The following is a 22,786-nucleotide window of genomic DNA, read 5'->3' as shown; positions in this document are numbered from 1 at the left end:
GCGTGTCCGCCGTCACAACGGTCCGGGCTCAGATGTCGTCCGACATGCCGATCACCGTGTCCAGCCCCGACAGGACCAGCGATCGTCGTGCCTGGCTCCCCGCCGGGGCGACGAGCGTCATCGCGATCCCGTCGGCGCGCATCCGCCGTGCCGCCTCGGAGAGCAGGGCGATCCCGGCGCTGCTGACGAAGGTGCCCGTCGCGAGGTTCAGCGTGACCGGGACCCGGCGGGCGAGGTGCTCCATCAGCGGGGCACGCACGGCGGCGACGCCGTCGAGGTCCAGGTCGCCGACGACGGTGAGCCGGACCCCGTACGCGTCCGGCGCGGCCCGCAACCGCGTCGTGGGCGGCCGGACGCCGTCCCCGTCGCCCTGCGGTGACGGTCCGGCCTGGCCGGTGTGGTCCCGGCCCGGCTCGGGCTCGCCCGCGACGAACTCCACCGGTGGCTCGGAGCCGGGCGTGCCGATCTCGACGGGGTTCGCGGGCAGCCGGAACCGCACGACGGTGCCGTCGTCGCCCGGATCGATCCGCACGTCCTCGCCGAGCTCCCGGATGAGCGCGATGCCGCGACCGCGGTACCCGGGATCGGCGGGCGGGGGGCGCCACCTCCCGCCGTCGGACACACGGACCGCGATCGCGCCGTCCGTGGTGAGCGCGAGCTCCAGGCCGACACCGGCCCCGGCCTCGTCGCCCGCCTCCCCGTACGCGTGCTCGATCGAGTTCGTGACGGCCTCGCCGACGGTCAGCTGCAGGTCGCTGGCCGCGTCCGGGCCCATCCCGCAGACGGTCGCCCAGCGGCCCACGGCGCGGCGCAGCGGGGCCAGCTGCTTCGGGTCCGCCCGCACGGTGACCCGCAGCGGGGACGGCATCAGCCGGGCGACGACGACGACCGTGTCGTCCGGGACCGACAGGCCCTCGGACATCCGGTTGAGCAGGGTGTCGGCCATGTCGCGCGGTTGCGCACCGGCGAGCTCGCCGAACGCCCCGGAGAGCCGGGCCAGGCCGTCGTCGATGACCTCGTCGCGCCGCTCGAACAGGCCGTCGGAGCAGAGAAGGATGGTCTCGCCCGGCTCCATCCGCGCGGTCGCCTCGGCGAACGGGGGCCGGCCCGAGATGCCCAGCGGCACGCCACGTCCCTCGGAGAGGGTGCGGACCCCGTCCTGCCCGGCGACCAGCGGCGGTGGGTGCCCGGCGCTGGCGTAGCGCAGCTCGCCGGTGCCGGTGTCGATGGTCGCGATCGCGACGGTGCTCGCCGTCGCGCCGCGGACCCGCAGCGCGTACAGGTCGAGCTGCTCCAGCGCGCGGGCCGGCGGCTGGCCGTTGACCAGGTTCGAGGCGACCGCGCTGCGGAGCTGGCCCATCACGGCCGCGGCGACCGGGCCGCGCCCGACGACGTCGCCCACCACCAGTGCGACGACGTCGCCCTCGAGCTCCAGCACGTCGAACCAGTCGCCGCCGGCCTCGGTCCCCTGGGTGCCCGGCCGGTAGCGGGTCGCCAGCGACAGACGCTCGATGTCGGGGAGGCGCTGCGGCAGCAGGCTGCGCTGCAGCGTCACCGCGACCTCGTGCTCGGCCTGGTGCAGCTGGGCCCGCATGATCGCCTGCGCGCACTGGTTGGCCAGGGTGCGCACGAAGCTCTGCTGCTCGGGGCTGAACGACGGTTCGCTCGGGAACCGCAGCCCGATCACGCCGATCGGCCGGCCCGCGACCATCAGCGGCACCGCGGTGTTCACGGGGTAGCGACGGGTCTCGGAGAGGTCCTGGGCGTTCCAGACCGGCTCCCCGCCGACCACCGCGCGGCTCAGCGGGTGGGTGCGGCCGGGCGTGTGCATCGGTGGCCCGTCCGCGGGCCAGCCGGCCTCGCTGAGCAGCGTCAGCGTGCCGTGCTCGTCGGTGAGGAGCACCGCGACCGCCTCGGCCCCGATCGAGCTGCGCCCGTGCTCGACGACGACGTCGGCCACGGCCTCCAGGTCGGTCGCCTGCGCCAGGCCGGTGGCGACGGCGCCGAGCCGCTCCGCGAGCCGGCGGGCCTCGGTCTCGGCGTCCAGCATGGACGCCCGGTCGAGCGCCTGCGCGGCCAGCTCCGCGACGGCGATCGCGGCCTCGCGGTCCGCGTCGGACAGCCGTCGTTCGGTCAGCATCGACACCGCGAGCACGCCGAGTGCCCGGCCGCCGGCGACCAGCGGCAGGATGCCCAGCGTCTGCGCGTGCTCGGGTGCGACGCCGATCTGCGCCGGGAAGCGCTCCGCCCACTCCTTCGCCGACCCGAACCAGATCGGCCGACGCTCGGTGAGCACCTCGGCGAACGCCATGGGGGCGTCGACGGCGATCCGGCCGGCCCGCTGCCACAGGTCCTGGTCCCAGCCGTGCCCGGTGAGCGCGTGCAGCCACGGCCCGCGGACCTCCCACACCCCGGCGAAGTCGGCGTCGAGCAGGTCGACGATGTGGTCGGCGGCGATCGCCGCGACCTCGCCCGCGGTGGCGGCCGCGGACATCTTCGCGGTCGCCCGGTGCAGCAGCACGAGCCGCTGCGCCGTGGACCGCTCCTGCTCCAGCAGGCGGGCGTTGTCCACGGCGAGCCCGGCCCGGCGGCCGATCTCGGAGAGCAGGTCGAGATCGTCGGCCGTGTAGGGCTCGGCGGACTCGGCGCGGACGACGGTGAGCACCGCGCTGGTGCGGCCTCGGGCGGGCAGCGGCACGACCGTCACGGACCGGGCCCGCAGCCGTCCCCAGGCCCGGCGCTGTGTCGCTGGGAGGTGGCGGAGCGCCTCGTCAAGCCGGCCCTGGTCGATGATCTCCGGCCGGCCGGTGCCCTCGGCGTCGACGGGGAGCAGCGGGCCGAGCCGCCACAGCGACGGCTCGAGCGCAGTCCGGCCCGCCGCGACCGCGAGGGTGCCGGCCGCCCCGTCCGGGCCGGCGTCGTGCACGAGCGCGATGTCGGCCAGGCGGTCGTCGACGACGGCGCGCACCAGCTGGTCGGTCCGGCCGGTCCGGGTGATCTCCCGTTCCAGTGACTCGGCGACCTCGGAGTAGATCCGGTGCCGCCGCTGCTCGCGGTGCTGGACGTCGATGTCGAGGCAGCCGCCGACGTAGCCCGCGGACCGCTCGCCGTCCTGCACGGGGGCACCGCGGTCGAGCACCCAGCGGTGGCGGCCGGTCCGGTCCAGCAGGCGGTACTCGACCTCGAACGGGGCGTGCGCGCGGTTCGCGGCCGAGGTCACCGAGCGGTAGCGCTCGCGGTCGTCGGGATGGATCCGGCGCCGCCAGTCCAGCCCGAGCTCGTGCGACGGGTCGTCGACACCGGTGAAGTCCACCCAGCCCCGGTTGACGAACAGCCGGTGCCCGCCGGGGTCGTCGACCCAGATCAGCGCCGGTGTGGAGTCCGCCATGGCGCGGAACTGCAGTTCCGCGGCCCGCCGGACCCGGCCCAGCTGCAGGTGGTTGGTGACCCGGGCGAGCAGCTCACGGGCGGAGAACGGGCGGACCAGGTAGTCGTCGGCACCGGCCGCGAACCCCTCGACCGCGGCCTCCTCGCTCGTCTGCGAGGAGAGCAGCACCACCGGCACCCCGACCGTCCGCGGGTCGGAGCGCAGGGCCCGCAGCAGCTCGATGCCACCGCTCGCCGGGAGTGCCGCGTCGGCCACGACGAGATCGGGCGGATCGGTGCGGGCGGCGTCGAGTGCGGCCGCGCCGTCGGCGACCGCCTGCACCCGCCACTGCTCGGAGAGCAGGTCGCGCAGGTAGCCGCGCATCTCGCGGTCGTCGTCGACGACCAGGACGCGGTCGGACCAGGTGAGGTCGAGCCCGTCGACGACGGAGCCGTCGACAGCGCGGCCACGCGTCCGGTCCGCGTCCGCGGTCGGCCCGACGTCGACCTCGTCGGGCGGGTCGGGGAGCCAGCGCAACGCCTCGGCCACATAGGGCGCGGCGAGCTGCGGCGCGGAGCGTGCCCCGGTACGGGACCGGACCAGCCGGTCCTGCGGCAGGTGGGCGAAGCCGAGCGGGAGCCGCACGGTGAACGTGCTGCCCCCGTCGGGGCCTGCGACGACGGCGATGCTGCCGCGGTGCAGCCGGACCAGCTGCCGGATCAGCGGCAGCCCGAGCCCGCTGCCCTCGAGGGTCCGCCCGCGACGCGACCCCGCCCGGTGGAAGCGGTCGAAGACGGTGTCGATCTCGTCGTCCGGGATCCCGACACCGGTGTCCGACACCCGCAGGACGACCTGCTCGCCGTCCTGGGTGAGCTCGACCGAGACCCCGCCGTCCATCGTGTACTTGACGGCGTTGCTGAGCAGGTTGAGGACGATCTTCTCCCAGGCGTCGCGGTCCACCCAGACGGGGCGGCCGCCGCGGGGCGTGGACGACGTCAGCGACAGTCCCGCCTGTTCCAGGACGGGCGCGAACGCGGCGACGATCTCCGCGGTGGTGGTGCCGAGCTCGGTCGGGGCGAACAGGCCCTCGTGCCGGCCGGACTGCAGTGCCGAGACGTCGAGCAGGCTGTCGACGAGCTTGAGCATCCGCTCGGCGTTGCGCCGGGCGAGCGCCACCTCGGAGCGGACGGCCGCGTCCTCGTGCTCACGCAGCCGCTCCAGCGGGCCGAGCACCAGCGTCAGCGGGTCACGGAACTCGTCCCCGAGCCCGGCGTAGTACTCGACGCGGGCCTGCTCGGCGGTCGTGATGTCGGCGCGCCGGTCACGCTCCCGGTCACGGGCCAGCGCGGTCGCGAGCACCGTGCCGATGTTGCCGATGACCAACCGCAGGAACGAGCGGTGCGCGGCGTCCAGCGGCAGCAACGGCGGAACCCCGATCACGACGGCGATCCCGGTCGCGCCGTCCGGCGTGTGCAGCACGGCGCGGGCCAGGTCGGTGACCGGCGGCTCGGCGCCGTGCACCGCCGACGGCTCGACCGTCACGAACTCGACGTCCGAACCGACGTCGGCGCTGCGGTCCGCGGGCAGCCAGCCCGGCGGCGGGTCGTCGACGTTCACCGCGGCCAGCCGGCGGGCCTCGGCACCGAGGGTCGCGATGAGCGCGCAGCCGTGGTGCTCCTGGGCGTCGGCGAGCACCTCGGTCAGCCGCTCGACGGCCACGTCCAGCGTCGGGGCGTCACGCGCGGCCTCGCCGAGCGCGGCGAGCACCGTCAGCCGGGCGGCACCGACGACGCTGCCGGTGACCTCGGTGAGCAGCGTGATCAGGCCGAGCACCTGCCCGCCGGCCCCGCGGACCGGGGTCGTCGAGAAGTCCCACCAGGTCGCCTCCGGGCGGCCCCAGCGCCCGAGCACGATCTTGTCCGCGGACCGGGCGATGCCGTCCCGGCCACCGCCGAGCAGCTCCGGGAGCTCGCCGGCGAGGTGCTCGGAGAACTCCGGCCAGCCCTCGCGCAGCGGACGGCCGAACGCGAACGGGTGCCGCAGGCCGGCGTGCCGGACGAAGGCGTCGTTGTAGAGCAGGACCGACTCGGCGCCCCACCAGGCCACCAGCGGCTGCCGGCTCTCCAGCATGAACCGGACGGTGTCCTCGAGCTCGCGGTCCCAGCCGGAGCGGGACCCGAGCGGGGTCGTGGCCCAGTCGGTCGTCTCGAGCAGGTGACGCACGCCGACGGCGCCGTCCGTCACCTGCTCGTCGGTCGTCTCCACCTGTGCGCCATCCCGTCCCGCGTCGTCGGCCCCCACGATCCCATCAGCAGCCGGTGTCCGGCAGGTCGAGCCGGGAGGGCCGCGGTCAGCCGGTGCGGTGCCGGGCCGCGTCGCGGTGCTCGGCCAGCCACCGCCGCAGGTCGGTGAGCGGGCCCTCGCGGCCCGGCTCGTGGTAGATCTCGTGCCAGAGACCGTCGTACCAGCGCACCGTGGTGTCGGCGGAGCCGCTGGCCTCGTCCAGCTTGCGGGTACCGGCCGGGTCGGTGAGCCGGTCGGCGGTCCCGTGCTGGACCAGCAGCGGCAGCCGCAGCTCGGCGGCCCGCGGGGGCAGGTCGTCCATCTGCGCGTAGACGGCGGCGCCCAGCGCGAGCGTCGGCTTGCCGTGGTGGACGAGCGGATCGGCCTCGTAGGCGTCGACGACGGCCGGGTCCGAGCTGATCGCCGAGGTGTCGATCCCGACCGGGCGCACCGTCGGGAGTACCCGCGCGACCAGCGACAGCACCGGGACGAGCGGCGCGGGAACGGTGTCGGACGCCAGCGCCGGCGCGGACAGCGCCAGCCCGTCGAGCCGATCCTGGTGACGCAGCGCGTAGGCGAGGGCGATCTGCCCGCCGAGGCTGTGCCCGAGCAGGTAGACCGGGACGCCGGGGTGCCGGGCGACGATCTCCCGGCGGAAGGTCTCGAAGTCCTGCAGGAGGTCGTCGTAGCGCCGGACGTGCACGCGGGTCCCACCGGAGCGGCCGTGGCCGCGGTGGTCGAGCCCGTAGACGGCCCAGCCGTCGGGCCGCAGTGTGTCGACGACGGTGCCGTAGCGACCGGAGTGCTCGCCGATGCCGTGGCTGAGCAGCAGGACACCGGCCACGTCGCCCGGCGGCAGCCAGCCCTGCCAGAACAGCTCGACACCACCGACGCCGGGCAACCGCCCCTGCACGTCCGGTGCGGTCGTCACGACCCGGTCACGTCCTGCGCGACGTCGGCCCCCGCCTCGACCTCGACGTCCACTCCGGACGCGGAGCCCACGGCCAGGCGGTAGCGGCCGGCGTCGAGGTCGGCGAGCCGGAACGCTCCGTCGCTGCCCGTGCGGGCCTCGGCGACCGGCTCACCGTCCTGGGTGAGGACGACGTCGACTCCGGCCGCGGGTGCGCCGTCCGTGGTGCGGGCCGTGCCGTGGACGACGGCGGCCCGCCGAAGGCGGAGCGTGGCCCCGGCCGCGGTGTCACCGACCGCACAGGCGGCGACGCCGGGGCGGTACCCGTCCACCGCGGCGACGACGACGAACGAGCCGGCCCCGGGGACCGCGATCCGGGCGACCCCGTCGTCACCGGTGACGGCCGTGCCGACCGGACCGCCCGCGCGGTCGCGCACGGCGACGGTGGCGCCGGCCAGTGCGGCGTCGTCGTGACCGAGGACGCGGACCTCCACGTCCTGCGGGGCGGTGCCCGGGACGACGGCGGCCGGCTCCGGCCCCGACCGCTGGACGGTGAGGGCGACCTCCTCGGCCCGCACGGTGGGGGGTTCCGGCGCGGAGGTCCGGGCGGGCGGCTCGCCACCTGCGGCGGTCGTCGGCGCGGCGGTCGTCGGTTCGGCGGTCGTCGGTTCGGCGGTCGTCGGTTCGGCGGTCGTCGGTTCGGCGGTCGTCGGCTCGGCGGTCGTCGGCTCGGCGGTCGTCGGCTCGGCGGGGTTCACGGGGACGGAGGCCTCCGGTTCGGGGTCCTGCGCGGCGTCGGTCCTGACAGTGTCCGGGGCGGGCGGCGGCGCCGGCCGGACCGAGCGCATCAGCCGCGGAGCCGGTCGTGGCGGTGGTTCGGCGTGCTCACCGGACTCCTGGGCGCCGGAACCGCCGGGGACGAGCCCGATCGGCGCCGACCGCCCGGACGTGCGGTCCTGGCCGGGACCCCCCTGCTGCTCGGGGACGCGCCCGGTCCAGCCGTACTGGCCGGTGATCCGGTCCCGGGCCTCGCGGAACTCCCGCTCGGTGTCGGGCGAGGCGGTGGACCGGGCGACGGAGCGGTCGGCCGGGACGGTGGTCACCCGCCGGACCAGGTCCGGATCGACCGGGGAACGGGAGTCGGACCGGGTCGCGGCCGCACCGGCGACGACCGCACCGGTCGCCGCCGCGCCGGTGGCCTCGGCGCCGCGGCCGAAGTCGATCTGCTCGGCGGGGGTCGCCGGAGCCGGGTCGTGGGTCGCGGCGATCTCGTCGACCTCGGGCTCGGCGTCGGCGACCTCCGGGCCGGGGGCCTCGGCCGTGTCGGCACCGGAGGCGCCGTCGACGGACCCGGTGGCGGACCCGGTGGCGTCCGCATCGGTGACGTCCGTGTCCCCGACACCCGTCACGTCCGCGCCCGCGGCGTCCGCGGCGGTCGTACCGGCGTCGGTCGCGTCCGTGGATCCCGCCTCGGCGGCCGGCGGACCGGTGTCCGGCGTGTCCGCGTCGGTGCCGGTCGGGGAACTGCCGGCATCACCGGTCCCACGGCCGCCCTTCGCGAGGAAGGGGATCGACGCGGCCGCGGCGCCCGCGCCGAGGGCGGTGACCGCGCGGAGCCCGGTGGTGGCGTCGTCCGCACCGGATCCGGCGGTCTCGTTCCCCCCGGCGGGCGTGCTGATGTCCGGCGCGGAGCTGTCGGGCCCGTGATTGGCGGCGCCGGCGTCCGGCGCGGCGGCCGGCCGGGGCCGCGCCGTCGGCGACGGGCGCGGGAACCGGCGGACCGGCGCCGGCTCGACGGGCTCGACGGGCTTCCCGTCCTTGAACCCGCGGGCCCAGGGCGGGCCGACCGGACCGGCGCTGACGTCCGGCGTCACCCGCGGTTCGGCGGGGCGGACCTCGGGGATGCGGTCGGTCCGGTCCTCGCCCTCGGGGACACGCGTGATGTCGGGTGCCGACGAGTGGGTCGGGCCGATCGGGGTCGTCGCGGCCGGGTCGTCCGGGTCGTCCGGGTCGTCCGGGTCGTCGCCCGCGTCCTCGTCCAGGTCCTCGTGCGCATCACGGTCGAGGTCCTCGTCCCGCGTCCGGAGCGGACGGTCGGCTGCCGCCCCGCCGGGCGAGGCGGGCACGGCGTGCACCGCGGGCACGGCGGCGGTGTCGTCGGACGCGGTTCCGGCCCGGGTGTCGTCGGCGTCCGGACCGGCTGTCTCCGGGTACGTCTGCGCCACATCGGAACCGGTGTCCACGGTGTCCGGCGCGTCCGGGTGCGATGCGGCGTACGGGTTCTCGGTGCGGTGCGGTGCGTCCTCGTCCCCGGAGGGGAGATCGTCCGTCCCGGCGCCGCGGCCGTCGTCCAGCCCGCGGGCACGACGGTCGACGAGATCGGCGACCGTGCGCGGAGGAGAGCCGTCGCCCGATGTCGGGTGCTCGTCCCGGTTCCGCCCCCACCGCAGGAAAGCTGCGATCCCGACGGCCACCAGCACCACCACCAACAGCCCCAGCAGGGCCCACGTCGACATCTGGAGATCCTCACTGCCGGAACGGACGAACCGGGCCCGGCGACGCCGGCCGGGGTGCCCCGGAGAGGTCCGGCGCTCCGCGCGGATCCACGGGCCCGCAGGACCCGTGGTCCGGTCGACGCATCCGGCGACGCACCGTAGCACCGATGACACTCCGGCCGTCGTGCGTGAACGCCGTCCGCGTGTCGACCGGGCGGGTGCCGGAGGACCACCCTGCGCCCGGGCGTCACGCCGCACCGGCCGGGCCGCCGCGGGGCGGATCGGCCAGGATCGGGACCATGACCCGCGACCCGGTGACATCCGAGCTCGCCGAGATCGCCGACGCGCACGGCGTCGCGACCTCGTACCTGGACGGCACCCGCACCGAGCAGCGGATCGACGCCTCGGTGGTGCGCACCGTGCTCGACCTGCTGGAGGTCGACGTCTCCGGCCCCGGCGCGGAGCGGGTCGCACTCGCCGGCGCAAGGGAGAGCGCGTCGGCGGGTGCGCTCCCCCCGACGATCGGGCTCCGCTCGGACCGGTCCCGCCCGCTGCCCGGCCGCGGGCGGCTGACCGCCGCCGACGGCGACGCCGCCGGCCGCGGTTCCGATGTGGACGGCGAGCTGCCGTCCGGTCTGGCCCCCGGCCGCTACCTGCTGGAGACCGACGGCGGCCGGGCGGCCGTCGTCGTCGCCCCGCCCGCGCTGCCCGACCCGCCGCGGACGTGGGGATGGATGCTGCAGCTCTACGCCCTGCACTCGCAGGGGTCCTGGGGCATCGGCGACCTCGGCGACCTGACCACGCTGATCCGCGGCGGGCACGGCGCCGGTGCCGTGCTGCTGAACCCGCTCCACGCGATCACCCCGGTGCCGCCGGTGCAGCCCTCGCCGTACACGCCGTCGTCCCGCCGCTACACCACCCCGCTGGCGCTGCGGATCACCGACCTGCCCGCCTACCGCGACGCCGACGCGGCCACCCGCGCCGAGGTCGACGCGCTGCGTCCGGAGACCGCAGGGGACCGCATCCCGCACGACCGGGTCTGGGCGGCGAAACGCTCGGCGCTCGAGGCGTTGTGGCGCGCCGCCGGTCACCCCGACGGCGCCCCGGACGACGACCTGGCGTCGTTCGCCACCTACTGCGCGCTCGCCGAGCGGTACGGCGGTCGCTGGTCGCTCTGGCCGGAGGGGCTGCGCCGGCCCGACGGCGCCGGTGTCGCGGCCGCGCAGCGGGAGCTGGCGCCGCGGATCGCGTTCCACGCCTGGGTGCAGCGACAGGCGGAGGCGCAGCTCGCGGGGGTGCGCACGGCGGCCCGGGAGGCGGGGATGCCGGTCGGCGTCATCCACGACCTCGCCGTGGGCTGCGACCCCGAGGGCGCCGACGCGTGGATGCTGCAGGACGTCCTCGCGCTGGACGCCACCGTCGGCGCCCCGCCGGACGCGTTCAACCAGCGCGGGCAGACCTGGGGCCTGCCGCCGTGGCGCCCGGACCGGCTGGCGGACACCGGGTACGCCGCGTTCGGGGACATGACACGGGCGCTGCTCACGCACGCCGACGGGCTGCGGATCGACCACGTCATGGGCCTGTGGCGGCTGTGGTGGGTGCCGTCGGGGGAGAGTGCCGATCGCGGCACCTACGTGCACTACGACGCCGACGCGATGCTCGCCGTCCTCCTGCTGGAGGCCCACCGGGCGGACGCGCTCGTGGTCGGCGAGGACCTCGGGACGGTGATCCCGCGGATCCGCGAGGACATGGCCGAGCGCAACCTGCTGGGATCGACGGTGCTGTGGTTCTCCCGCGACCCGGACCCGGTGACCGGCGGCGACGACGGCCCGCTCCGCCCGCCGCGGCGCTGGCCGGAACGGTCGGTGGCGACGATCTCCACGCACGACCTGCCCACCGCGCCCGGTTTCCTGCGCGGCGAGCACGTCCGCGCCCGCGCCGAGCTCGGCCTGCTCGACGACCCGGCGTCCGAGGAGGCGAAGGCCGGCGCCGAGCGCGACGAGCTGCTGGCGCTGCTCGCGGCGGAGGGCCTGCTCGACTCGCCGGACGAGACCGACGAGGACACCATCGTCGTCGCGCTGCACGGGCTGCTCGCCTCGGCACCGTCGCGGCTGGTGCTGGCGTCGCTCTACGACGTGCTCGGCGAGACCCGCCAGCCGAACCTGCCGGGCACCGTCGACGAGTACCCGAACTGGCGGATCCCGCTGCCGGTGTCGCTGGAGGAGGCCCTGGGCGACGACCGTGTGCGCCGGGTCGCCGAGGTCCTGGACCGGCGGGCCGGACCCGATCGGTGACCTGGCATTATCCGGGCCGATGACCGCACACGGTGACACCGACCGCACCGCGGCCGACGGCTCGGACGAGGGCGCCGTCGACCCGTCCGTCGTCGACCTGGTGCGCGCGGACGGCACGGCCGGCGCGCTGTGGCAGGCGTGGACGACCGGCGAGCGGCTCGCCGCCCTGCCCGAGCTGCTGCGACCGCGCACCCTCACCGAGGGCTTCGCGGCGCAGCGCCGGCTCTCCGAACGGGCCGGGGCGTCGTACGGCTGGAAGCTCGCGGCGACGGCCGCCGCCGGGCAGGCCCACATCGGCGTCGACGCCCCGCTGCCCGGGATGCTGTTCGAGCGGTTCCGGCACGCCCCCGGCGACGTCGTCCCGTCCGGCGACCTGCACATGGCCGTCGCCGAGGCGGAGTTCACGTTCGTGCTGCGGTCCGCCGTGGACGCCGGCGCCTCGCGCGACGAGCTGCGCGCCGCGGTCGGCGCGGTGCACTGCGCGGTGGAGCTGCCCGAGTCGCGGTTCGACGACTTCGTCGCGGCGGGTGCGCCGTCGCTGCTCGCCGACGCGGCGTGCGCGGGCCGGTTCGTGCTCGGCCCGGAGATCCCCGGCGGTGCCGCGCTGGACCTCGCCGCGACCCCGACCACCCTGCAGGTCGACGACGAGACCGCCACCGGTAGCGGCGCGTCCGTCCTGGGCGACCCGTGGACGGCACTGGCCTGGCTGGCGGACACCCTGCCCGAGCACGGGGTGCGACTGGAGGCCGGCGCGCTGGTGACGACCGGGACGACGACGGTGCCGGTCGCGGTCCACCCGGGCGCGACGGTGCGGGCGTCGTTCGGCGACGGCGGTGCGCTCGGCATCGTCGAGTTCACCCTCGCAGCCGCCTGAGCCGGAGCCGCCGCGGTCAGCGGATGATGCTCAGTGCCCCCGGCGCGCACCGCACCCGGATCTCGGTGCCGGCGGCGACGTCGTCGATCTCGCCGTCGATCTGCACCGGCATCGGGCCGCACGTGGAGAACCGGAACTCGGTCGTCGCGGGCTGGCGGCCGAGGCCGGACAGGGCGGCCCGCACCGCGGTCAGCAGCTGACGCCACTTCGGACGGTGTTCGAGCAGCACGACCTCGAACCGGCCGTCGTCGGGGCGGCTGTCCTCGCTCAGCTCGGCGACCTTGGCCATCTCGCCGATGTTCGCGAACACCAGGTTGTCGATCCGGCGCCGGTCACCCGTGGAGAACTCGATCTCGAACGGGGTGAAGGCCCAGAACGACCGCACGGTGCTGATCACCTCGCGGATCGTCCCCTTGCCGCCCTTCTCGATCTGCAGCGCGACGACCGGGGTGAGCCCGAACCCGATGTAGGAGTGCGCGTAGCGGGGAGGCTGGTCACCGGACCGCATCTCCAGGACGTCCATCCGCTCGGTCTCGTCGGCGACGATCGCCTCGGCGAGCGGGCGGCGCGCGGTGACGCGGCGGTGGTCGTTGGCGTTGCCGGCGGCGAGCACCGCGGCGGCCGCGCCGGTGCCGGGCACCTCCAGGATGCCGTTGACGACCTCGTTGTAGCCGCCGTCGCCACTGGCCGAGACGATCAGCGGCCGGCCGGGACCGGAGGCGACCTCACGGGCGATGTCGCGGGCGTGCCCGGCGTACTCGGTGGGACGCAGCTCGACCAGCAGCCCGGGGCGGGCGGCCGCGAGGTCGTCGCGCAGCTCGCGGGCGAGCACGTCGGCGTCGCCGGTGCTCCCCGGGTTGAAGACGACGAGGACGGAGTCGATGGGCTCGGCCACGTGCGCAGCGTAAACGGGCACACATCGGACGGGTGCGGCACGGTGGCTGTCATGGATCTGGGACTGGGCGGCAGGCGGGCGATCGTGACCGGTGGCAGCCGCGGGATCGGCCTCGCGACGGCGCGTGCGCTCGCCGCGGAGGGGGCCCGGGTGGCGTTGCTGGCCCGCGACCCGGACGCGCTGGAGGCCGCCGCCACGAGCCTCCGCGACGCCGGCGCGCCGGAGGTGCTCACCGTCGCGGCGGACACCACCGACGACGACGCCGTCCGCGCCGCCGTGCGGACGGTCGCGGAGCGGTTCGGTGGGGTCGACGTCCTGGTGAACGCCGCGGCCCGCCCGGCGAGTGCGGGGGCGCCGACGGGCCTCGGTGCCACGACCGACGACGCGGTCCGCGTGGAGCTGGAGACGAAGCTCCTCGGCTACCTGCGCTGCGCGCGTGCCGTGGCGCCGCTGATGACGGCGCAGGGCTGGGGCCGGATCGTGAACGTCAGCGGGCTCAACGCCCGCCGGTCCACCTCGCTGGTCGGCTCGGTGCGCAACGTGACGGTCGTGCATCCCGGCGTCACCGAGACCGAGCGGACGGCGCAGGCGCTCGCCGACCGCGGGGCCGCGACCGGCCTCGACGAGACCGCCGCCCGCGCCGAGCTGGACGCGACGACGACGATCGGCCGCATCACGACCGCGGCCGAGGTCGCCGACGTCATCACGTTCCTGTGCTCCCCCCGCTCGGTCGCGATCAACGGTGACGCCGTCGCCGCGGGCGGGGGTACGCCGGGGGTCACGCACTACTGAGCTCCCCGCTGCCCGGTCCCGGGCGTGCCGGGTGGCCTCGTGACGCGGCCGGGAGCCCGGCGGCGATGGCACGATGGCCGGATGGACGCGACCCGCGTGGACCGCTGGCTCTGGTCGGTACGGCTGGCCAAGACGCGTGCCGAGGCCGCGACGGCGTGCCGCGGCGGGCACGTGCGGATCAACGACCGGCCCGCGAAGCCGGCGGCCCCGGTGCGGGTCGGTGACAAGGTCCGCGCACGGGTCCACGACCGTAACCGGATCGTCGAGGTCACCCGCGTCATCGAGAAGCGGGTGGGCGCACCGATCGCACAGGAGTGCTACGTCGACCACACCCCGCCCGAGCCGTCCCGCACCGAGGTGCCGGTGTTCGCCCGCCGGGAGCGCGGCGCCGGCCGCCCGACGAAGCGGGACCGGCGGATGCTCGACCAGCTGGGGCTGTCCCGCCGGGACACCTGACGTCGCCCGCCTGTGAGGATGGGGGCATGTACGACGTCCTCATGCGCAGGGTCCTGCGGTACCTCCCGTCCGAGCCGGCGCACCGCATGGGGTTCGGTGTCGTACGGGCGCTCGGTGGGACCCCGGCCGTCGGTGAGCGGGTCGCGAGCCGGCTGACGGCGTCCGACCCGGTGCTGCGCACGCGTGTGCTCGGGCTCGACTTCGCGGGCCCGCTCGGCCTAGCCGCCGGTTTCGACAAGGACGCGGAGGGCGTCCTCGCGCTGGGCCGCCTCGGCTTCGGCGCGGTCGAGATCGGGACGGTCACCGGCCGCCCGCAGCCCGGGAACCCGAAGCCGCGACTGTTCCGGCTCGTGGAGGACCAGGCACTGATCAACCGGATGGGCTTCAACAACGCCGGCGCCGCCGCCGTCGCACCCCGACTCGCAGCGCTCCGTACCCGTTCCGCACCGGGGATGCCGGTCCTAGGGGTCAACATCGGCAAGAGCAAGGTCGTCCCGGCCGACGAGGCCGTCGACGACTACCGCGCGAGCGCCGCCGCACTCGGTGCCCACGCCGACTACGTCGTGGTCAACGTCAGCTCCCCCAACACCCCGGGGTTGCGGGACCTGCAGCAGGTCGGCGTCCTCGAACCGCTGCTGACGGCGGTCCGCGACGAGCTCGACCGGGTCGCACCGGGCCGCCGGATCCCGCTGCTGGTCAAGATCACGGTCGACCTCGCGGACGACGACGTCGACGCCGTCGCCGATCTCGCCGTCCGACTGCGGCTCGACGGCGTCGTCGCCACCAACACGACGATCTCGCGCGAGGGGCTGCACACCGCTCCCTCCGAGATCGACGCGGCGGGTGCCGGCGGACTGTCCGGCCGTCCCCTGCGCGACCGTGCCCGCGCCGTGGTGCGACGCCTGCGCTCCCGCCTGGCCGACGACCAGACCGTCATCTCGGTCGGGGGCATCGAGGACGCCGTGGAGGCGTACCTCAGGATCCGTTCGGGCGCCGCGCTGGTCCAGTCCTACACCGGCTTCGTCTACGGCGGCCTGCTGTGGCCCTCGCGGCTGCACAGGGAGCTCGCCGAGCTGCTGCGCGCGGACGGGTTCACCGAGGTCGGGCAGGCGGTGGGGGCCGACCTCTGAGGGCACCGACCGCGTCGGCCTCCAGGAGCCACCGGAACACACATCGATCGACGACGGTGTCTCCCCCGCCGGCCGCGTGACCGGATGCAGCACGGATCCCGCCGGCCGCGTTCCGCGGAACGCAGCTGCCGCTCACGGGCAGAAACAGCGAGTCCGACGGCCGCTGCCCGGCCGAGGTGGTCCGCCGCTCCGTCGCGTTCCGCGGAACGCACACGGCTCCAGCGGGAACAGGGACATGCCCACCGGTCCCGGGTCCCCCGGGGCGGCACCCGTTCTCCGCTCGGGTGCCGACGACGGTGCACTCTCCTCACACCCGCCCGGCCCGACCAGCCTCCGCCGGCGCCGCCGGCGTGAACGACCTGGGGGACGCCCGTGCGGGCGCGTTCCGCGGAACGCGCCCGACGGCCTCCGGGCCCCGCGGCGTCCCCGGGCGAGACGGTCCCGGGAGAGCTGTGGGAGCCGCTCGCCAGCGGGTCGGCCCAAGGTCGGCGCCCGGTCGGCGCCCGCCGGTCGGGCAGATCGCGCTCCGAGAACCCGTCCGCGTCCCGACCGCGTTCCGCGGAACGCGGACCTGGCAGCGTTCCGCGGTCCTGGCAGCGTTCCGCGTCCTGGCGGTCTTCCGCGTCCTGGCGGTGTTGCGCGGACCTGGCGGTGTTCAGCGGAACGCGCGACGACCGCAGACGACACACCCATCCGGCGTCGACGACACCCCAGGACCCGCGCCCCGGACCCACCGGACCGCCGGCCCGCCACCAGGAAAACCGGGCCCGTAACGCAGAAAATCCCCCGGACCGAAACGGTCCGAGGGATCCCCTGAAATATTGAATGTCGGCGGCGACCTACTCTCCCACACCCTGTCGAGTGCAGTACCATCGGCGCAGGAAGGCTTAGCTACCGGGTTCGGAATGGGACCGGGCGTTCCCCTACCGCCATAACCACCGACAACACTATCCAATTACACCCCACACCCCCTCACACCCCACACCACGGTGGGACACAAGAAGACCCAGGAAACAGAGACCACACAACCAACGGGGTTGTAGACTCAGGGTCACACAGTGGATGCGAACAACATGTTGTGGCAAGCCCTCGGCCTATTAGTACCGGTCAACTCCACCCCTCACAAGGCTTCCATCTCCGGCCTATCAACCCAGTCATCTACTGGGAGCCTTACCCACTCAAGGTGGTGGGAGACCTCATCTTGGAACAGGCTTCCCGCTTAGATGCCTTCAGCGGTTATCCCTCCCGAACATAGCCAACCAGCCGTGCCCCTGGCGGGACAACTGGCACACCAGAGGTTCGTCCGTCCCGGTCCTCTCGTACTAGGGACAGCCTTCCTCAAGTCTCCAACGCGCGCGGCGGATAGGGACCGAACTGTCTCACGACGTTCTAAACCCAGCTCGCGTACCGCTTTAATGGGCGAACAGCCCAACCCTTGGGACCTACTCCAGCCCCAGGATGCGACGAGCCGACATCGAGGTGCCAAACCATGCCGTCGATATGGACTCTTGGGCAAGATCAGCCTGTTATCCCCGGGGTACCTTTTATCCGTTGAGCGACACCCCTTCCACCAGGAGGTGCCGGATCACTAGTCCCGACTTTCGTCCCTGCTCGACCCGTCAGTCTCACAGTCAAGCTCCCTTGTGCACTTACACTCAACACCTGATTGCCAACCAGGCTGAGGGAACCTTTGGGCGCCTCCGTTACTCTTTAGGAGGCAACCGCCCCAGTTAAACTACCCACCAGGCACTGTCCCTGAACCAGATCATGGCCCGAGGTTCAGACACCCAATTCGACCAGAGTGGTATTTCAACAACGACTCCACCGCCACTAGCGTGACGACTTCACAGTCTCCCACCTATCCTACACAAGCCGAACCGAGCATCAATACCAAGCTATAGTAAAGGTCCCGGGGTCTTTCCGTCCTGCCGCGCGTAACGAGCATCTTTACTCGTAATGCAATTTCGCCGAGTCTGTGGTCGAGACAGCGCCCAAGTCGTTACGCCATTCGTGCAGGTCGGAACTTACCCGACAAGGAATTTCGCTACCTTAGGATGGTTATAGTTACCACCGCCGTTTACTGGCGCTTAAATTCTCCGCTTCGCCCCCAAAGGGGCTAACAGGTCCTCTTAACGTTCCAGCACCGGGCAGGCGTCAGTCCGTATACATCGTCTTGCGACTTCGCACGGACCTGTGTTTTTAGTAAACAGTCGCTTGGGCCTGGTCTCTGCGACCACCCACCCCTAGCCCGCGAAGGGGCTTCAAGGCAGATGGCCCTCCTTCTCCCGAAGTTACGGAGGTATTTTGCCGAATTCCTTAACCACAGTTCGCTCGATCGCCTCGGTATTCTCTACCTGACCACCTGTGTCGGTTTGGGGTACGGGCCGCAACAGCACTCGCTAGAGGCTTTTCTCGACAGCATGGGATCACCCTCTTCGCCTCAATCGGCTACGCATCACCTCTCACCCTTGATGAGCCCCGGATTTACCTAGGACTCGGGCTACAGGCTTACACCACGACAACCACCGCGTGGCGGAGCTACCCTCCTGCGTCACCCCATCACTTGCCTACTACCGGATCGGATCCCACGCTCCCCCACAAACAACACTCCCGAAGGAGCGAAGGTGGGTTCGGATGGTTAGCATCACCGGCCCCGGCATGGACGCACTATCACGAGCACGGGAATATCAACCCGTTGTCCATCGACTACGCCTGACGGCCTCGCCTTAGGTCCCGGCTCACCCTGGGCGGAACAACCTGGCCCAGGAACCCTTGGTCATCCGGCGGCAGAGATTCTCACTCTGCATTCGCTACTCATGCCTGCATTCTCACTCCCACACCCTCCACCCGTAAATCACTCCCGGGCTTCACCAGATGCAGGACGCTCCCCTACCCAACAACACAACAGTGTCATTGCCACGGCTTCGGCGGTGCGCTTGAGCCCCGCTACATTGTCGGCGCAGGACCACTTGACCAGTGAGCTATTACGCACTCTTTCAAGGGTGGCTGCTTCTAAGCCAACCTCCTGGTTGTCCGGGCGATCCCACATCCTTTCCCACTTAGCGCACGCTTAGGGGCCTTAGCCGGTGATCTGGGCTGTTTCCCTCTCGACCACGAAGCTTATCCCCCGCAGTCTCACTGCCGCGCTCTCACTCACCGGCATTCGGAGTTTGGCTGACTTCGGTAAGCTTGTCGGCCCCCTAGGCCATCCAGTGCTCTACCTCCGATGAGAAACACACGACGCTGCACCTAAATGCATTTCGGGGAGAACCAGCTATCACGAAGTTTGATTGGCCTTTCACCCCTACCCACAGCTCATCCCCCAGGTTTTCAACCCTGGTGGGTTCGGGCCTCCACGGCGTCTTACCGACGCTTCACCCTGGCCATGGGTAGATCACTCCGCTTCGGGTCTACACCCCGCGACTCCACCGCCCTATTCGGACTCGCTTTCGCTACGGCTACCCCACAACGGGTTAACCTCGCCACGAAGCATAACTCGCAGGCTCATTCTTCAAAAGGCACGCCATCACCCTGCAGCACAAGACTGCTCCAGGCTCTGACGGCTTGTAAGCACACGGTTTCAGGTACTATTTCACTCCCCTCCCGGGGTACTTTTCACCTTTCCCTCACGGTACTAGTCCGCTATCGGTCACCAGGTAGTATTTAGGCTTAACGGGTGGTCCCGCCAGATTCACAGCAAATTCCACGAGCTCGCTGCTACTCGAGAACAATGCCCACGACCAGACTCATGCTTTCGCGTACGGGGCTCTCACCCACTACGGCCGACCATCCCAGAGTCGTTCCGCTAACACAAACACTGGACCGCCCCATCCTCGGCAGAAGATGAACAGCACGTCTCACAACCCCGCATCCGCAACACCTGCCGGCTTGACACGGACACGGTTTAGCCTCTTCCGCTTTCGCTCGCCACTACTCACGGAATCACTGTTGTTTTCTCTTCCTGTGGGTACTGAGATGTTTCACTTCCCCACGTTCCCTCCACGCACCCTATGAATTCAGGTACGGGTAACACCCCATGACGGGTGCTGGGTTTCCCCATTCGGACACCCTCGGATCACAGTTCGGTTGACAACTCCCCGAGGACTATCGCGGCCTCCCACGTCCTTCATCGGCTCCTGATGCCCAGGCATCCACCATGTGCTCTTAACAACTTGACCACAACAAGATGCTCGCATCCACTATGCAACACTCAACCCACAACCACAGAAGACCCCAGGCAACCACCACCCCCAACCAGAAGGCGTTAGGACAACCCAGAACCCACGCGGCCAAAGACAACACCCACCAAACCGGTGTCCCCTCAGGACCCAACAGTGTGCCGAACCACAGCTTGACGTCCATTGCGTTCCACCCAGTCACACCCGACCCACACTCGGGGCCGACAGCGCGATCTCAGTTAAGGAACCAACACATTCCCACATTTCAGAAGAAACGAAAGAAACGAGCCGGTGCCCCACCACATGGTGAGACTCCTTAGAAAGGAGGTGATCCAGCCGCACCTTCCGGTACGGCTACCTTGTTACGACTTCGTCCCAATCGCCAGTCCCACCTTCGACGACTCCCTCCACAAGGGTTGGGCCGCCGGCTTCGGGTGTTACCAACTTTCGTGACGTGACGGGCGGTGTGTACAAGGCCCGGGAACGTATTCACCGCAGCGTTGCTGATCTGCGATTACTAGCGACTCCAACTTCACGGGGTCGAGTTGCAGACCCCGATCCGAACTGAGACTCACTTTAAGGGATTCGCTCCACCTCACGGTCTCGCAGCCCTCTGTATGAGCCATTGTAGCATGTGTGAAGCCCTGGACATAAGGGGCATGATGACTTGACGTCATCCCCACCTTCCTCCGAGTTGACCCCGGCAGTCTCCCATGAGTCCCCACCACTACGTGCTGGCAACATGGAATAAGGGTTGCGCTCGTTGCGGGACTTAACCCAACATCTCACGACACGAGCTGACGACAGCCATGCACCACCTGCACACAGGCCACAAGGGAAACGACATCTCTGCCGCGATCCTGTGCATGTCAAACCCAGGTAAGGTTCTTCGCGTTGCATCGAATTAATCCACATGCTCCGCCGCTTGTGCGGGCCCCCGTCAATTCCTTTGAGTTTTAGCCTTGCGGCCGTACTCCCCAGGCGGGGCGCTTAATGCGTTAGCTGCGGCGCAGAAACCGTGGAATGGTCCCCACACCTAGCGCCCAACGTTTACGGCGTGGACTACCAGGGTATCTAATCCTGTTCGCTCCCCACGCTTTCGCTCCTCAGCGTCAGTATCGGCCCAGAGACCCGCCTTCGCCACCGGTGTTCCTCCTGATATCTGCGCATTTCACCGCTACACCAGGAATTCCAGTCTCCCCTGCCGAACTCAAGTGATGCCCGTATCGACCGCACGCTCAGAGTTAAGCCCCAAGTTTTCACGGCCGACGCGACACACCGCCTACGAGCTCTTTACGCCCAATAATTCCGGACAACGCTCGCACCCTACGTGTTACCGCGGCTGCTGGCACGTAGTTGGCCGGTGCTTCTTCTCCAGGTACCGTCACAAAAGCTTCGTCCCTGGCGAAAGAGGTTTACAACCCGAAGGCCGTCATCCCCCACGCGGCGTCGCTGCGTCAGGCTTCCGCCCATTGCGCAATATTCCCCACTGCTGCCTCCCGTAGGAGTCTGGGCCGTGTCTCAGTCCCAGTGTGGCCGGTCGCCCTCTCAGGCCGGCTACCCGTCACCGCCTTGGTAGGCCATCACCCCACCAACAAGCTGATAGGCCGCGGGCCCATCCCCCACCGAAAAAACTTTCCACCACCCAACATGCGTTGAGAGGTCCTATCCGGTATTAGACCCAGTTTCCCGGGCTTATCCCAGAGTGGAGGGCAGGTCACCCACGTGTTACTCACCCGTTCGCCGCTCGTGTACCCCCGAAAGGGCCTTACCGCTCGACTTGCATGTGTTAAGCACGCCGCCAGCGTTCGTCCTGAGCCAGGATCAAACTCTCCAACAAAAACCCTGACTTACAAACAACTGGCCCACCAGCACGACGGGGTCGCACCGGCAGCCAAACAAACAATCTGGCACAAAAACGCCAAACCAAAAAATAGCTCGACACACTGTTGAGTTCTCAAAAGACACCCGCACCACCATCACCGATCTCCCGACCGGATCCAGAAGGCGGATCGCCTTGACCCCACCACCGTAAACCCACAACAAACTCGAAGGCCGACCGGGGTGTCGTAGTGGCCAGCGGGCCTGTTGACCGGGCCTCCAGGGCCCGTTCTGTCCGGCTCACTCGCTGGCAGGAAGAAAGTTACGGCACGGTGTCCGGCAAGGTCAAACCGGGGGGTCCTTCCGGCAAACATGGGCCGTCCTCGCAGGTCAGAGGCGGCAGCGGAGTTGACCTCCATGTTTACGATACCGTCTCTCTTGGGCTTTGACCCCTCGAGCGGTTTCTGTGACGCCGGGCACTCCTGCTTCGCAGCCCGGTGCGACCGTGGTGTTCTCGGTGGTCGGGCCACTGATGGATCCGCTGGTCGACACCGGCTGAGCTGCGGTTTCGGCCGTCCGGTCCGCGCAGCGAGCGTGTCGTTCCTGGGTGGCCGACCCGCCCGGTGAGCGGTCCACGACGGGTCCCGCCGATCGCGAGGGCCCCGGGAAACGGCACGGAGAGCCTGCGACCTGGACCAGCCCGTGGTCCGGGAAGGGCCCGGCGATCCGGTTGCGCGCGCTGGTGCCCGGGGCCGCACGAGCTGGCCCCGTCCGGCGTCCCACGTCCCGCGGTCCCGTGACTCGTGGGCGGGCGCAGACCCCGTCGGCAGCGCAGATCCCTTGGGCGGCACCGAGACCGCGGCGAGCCGGACGAGAGGGTGGACCCGGGGCCCGGTGGTTGCCGTCGCGGTGACGGGTGGCTCGGGGACCGGGCGGATCAGGGGTCAGGCGGATCGGGGACCGGCCGGATCGGTGACCCGGCTCCCGCACTCGCGGACACCCGGGACGGGTGATCCGTGAGAGCAGTGTGCTGACGCGCGGCTGTCATCCCGCACCACCTGCACGAACGTGCGCGCCCTCCGTCGACGTCGGGCGGGATCACCGCCGCGGTGGGGATCGGCCGGTGCACCCGTCGTCGCACCGCGTCGTCCCGTTCCGTGTCCTGTCACCGCATCGGGGGGGGTATCCGTCCCGCTTCTGACGCGTTGACCCGACGAGTGCTCCTCGTCGGGTCCTGCATCGCGTCGGGGGCGAATGCGCGTCGCGATCGGACGAGGAGCACTCCCTTCCC

At 71.5% G+C, this 22,786-nt stretch carries 9 protein-coding genes and 3 rRNA genes; 5 read left to right on the top strand and 7 right to left on the bottom strand.

All coding sequences use genetic code 11. The features are described from left to right. Nucleotides 1-28: 28 nt before the first annotated feature. The 3 genes from Ae150APs1_RS18220 to Ae150APs1_RS18210 all read right to left on the bottom strand — a co-directional run bounded on the left by Ae150APs1_RS18220 (nt 29) and on the right by Ae150APs1_RS18210 (nt 9,076). Entirely contained in the window at nt 29-5,632 is a 5,604-nt protein-coding gene (locus tag Ae150APs1_RS18220) for a SpoIIE family protein phosphatase (RefSeq protein ID WP_075299181.1), read from the bottom strand. Nucleotides 5,633-5,717: 85 nt separating this feature from the next. Next, nucleotides 5,718-6,581, bottom strand: a complete 864-nt coding sequence (locus tag Ae150APs1_RS18215; protein ID WP_060574140.1) for an alpha/beta hydrolase — start codon at nt 6,579-6,581, stop codon at nt 5,718-5,720. Further along, nucleotides 6,578-9,076, bottom strand: coding sequence for a carboxypeptidase-like regulatory domain-containing protein (locus tag Ae150APs1_RS18210; protein ID WP_075299179.1), 2,499 nt, complete (start codon nt 9,074-9,076; stop codon nt 6,578-6,580). Before Ae150APs1_RS18210 ends, Ae150APs1_RS18215 begins: the two co-directional genes overlap by 4 nt. Before the next feature lie 278 nt (nt 9,077-9,354). On the opposite strand from Ae150APs1_RS18210, the gene malQ reads away from it, so the two are divergent. Both malQ and Ae150APs1_RS18200 read left to right on the top strand, forming a co-directional pair. Then, nucleotides 9,355-11,349, top strand: a complete 1,995-nt coding sequence (malQ, locus tag Ae150APs1_RS18205; RefSeq protein WP_075299177.1) for a 4-alpha-glucanotransferase — start codon at nt 9,355-9,357, stop codon at nt 11,347-11,349. A gap of 19 nt (nt 11,350-11,368) precedes the next feature. After that, the gene (locus Ae150APs1_RS18200; RefSeq protein WP_139316968.1) at nt 11,369-12,223 is read left to right on the top strand and encodes a fumarylacetoacetate hydrolase family protein; all 855 of its coding nucleotides are present in this window, start codon (nt 11,369-11,371) and stop codon (nt 12,221-12,223) included. A 16-nt stretch (nt 12,224-12,239) separates the two neighbouring features. Here Ae150APs1_RS18200 and Ae150APs1_RS18195 read toward each other — a convergent pair whose 3' ends face one another. Continuing rightward, nucleotides 12,240-13,118: a diacylglycerol kinase family protein gene (locus Ae150APs1_RS18195; protein ID WP_075299175.1), complete on the bottom strand. Its 879-nt coding sequence runs from the start codon at nt 13,116-13,118 to the stop codon at nt 12,240-12,242. A 51-nt stretch (nt 13,119-13,169) separates the two neighbouring features. Here Ae150APs1_RS18195 and Ae150APs1_RS18190 point away from each other — a divergent pair, with 51 nt between their 5' ends. The 3 genes from Ae150APs1_RS18190 (at nt 13,170) to Ae150APs1_RS18180 (ending at nt 15,496) form a co-directional block, all read left to right on the top strand. After that, nucleotides 13,170-13,910 (top strand): SDR family NAD(P)-dependent oxidoreductase, encoded by a 741-nt coding sequence (locus Ae150APs1_RS18190; protein WP_075299173.1) that lies wholly within the window; start codon nt 13,170-13,172, stop codon nt 13,908-13,910. A gap of 81 nt (nt 13,911-13,991) precedes the next feature. After that, nucleotides 13,992-14,366 carry an RNA-binding S4 domain-containing protein gene (locus Ae150APs1_RS18185; protein ID WP_010231739.1) on the top strand — a complete coding sequence of 125 codons (375 nt, stop codon included), beginning with the start codon at nt 13,992-13,994 and terminating at the stop codon, nt 14,364-14,366. A 26-nt stretch (nt 14,367-14,392) separates the two neighbouring features. Further along, complete coding sequence (locus tag Ae150APs1_RS18180; RefSeq protein WP_075299171.1) at nt 14,393-15,496, top strand: quinone-dependent dihydroorotate dehydrogenase; 1,104 nt, start codon at nt 14,393-14,395, stop codon at nt 15,494-15,496. A gap of 826 nt (nt 15,497-16,322) precedes the next feature. On the opposite strand, the gene rrf is transcribed toward Ae150APs1_RS18180, so the two are convergent. The 3 genes from rrf to Ae150APs1_RS18165 all read right to left on the bottom strand — a co-directional run bounded on the left by rrf (nt 16,323) and on the right by Ae150APs1_RS18165 (nt 21,514). After that, nucleotides 16,323-16,439, bottom strand: a 5S ribosomal RNA gene (gene rrf / locus Ae150APs1_RS18175). A gap of 134 nt (nt 16,440-16,573) precedes the next feature. Then, nucleotides 16,574-19,674, bottom strand: a 23S ribosomal RNA gene (locus Ae150APs1_RS18170). A 320-nt stretch (nt 19,675-19,994) separates the two neighbouring features. Further along, nucleotides 19,995-21,514: ribosomal RNA gene (locus tag Ae150APs1_RS18165) — 16S ribosomal RNA — on the bottom strand. Together the 16S, 23S and 5S rRNA genes form the textbook arrangement of a ribosomal RNA operon. Between the last annotated feature and the right edge of the window lie 1,272 nt (nt 21,515-22,786).

The sequence above is a fragment of the Pseudonocardia sp. Ae150A_Ps1 genome (assembly GCF_001932315.1).
GTDB lineage: Bacteria > Actinomycetota > Actinomycetes > Mycobacteriales > Pseudonocardiaceae > Pseudonocardia.
This window is presented reverse-complemented; position numbering and strand designations above follow the sequence as displayed.

What these genes read in the sequence shown, in the direction of transcription:
- Ae150APs1_RS18200 (WP_139316968.1), top strand. Translation starts at nt 11,369, where the DNA reads ATGACCGCACACGGTGACACCGACCGCACCGCGGCCGACGGCTCGGAC.
- Ae150APs1_RS18190 (WP_075299173.1), top strand. Translation starts at nt 13,170, where the DNA reads ATGGATCTGGGACTGGGCGGCAGGCGGGCGATCGTGACCGGTGGCAGC.
- Ae150APs1_RS18185 (WP_010231739.1), top strand. Translation starts at nt 13,992, where the DNA reads ATGGACGCGACCCGCGTGGACCGCTGGCTCTGGTCGGTACGGCTGGCC.
- Ae150APs1_RS18180 (WP_075299171.1), top strand. Translation starts at nt 14,393, where the DNA reads ATGTACGACGTCCTCATGCGCAGGGTCCTGCGGTACCTCCCGTCCGAG.
- Ae150APs1_RS18210 (WP_075299179.1), bottom strand. Translation starts at nt 9,076, where the DNA reads ATGTCGACGTGGGCCCTGCTGGGGCTGTTGGTGGTGGTGCTGGTGGCC.
- malQ (WP_075299177.1), top strand. Translation starts at nt 9,355, where the DNA reads ATGACCCGCGACCCGGTGACATCCGAGCTCGCCGAGATCGCCGACGCG.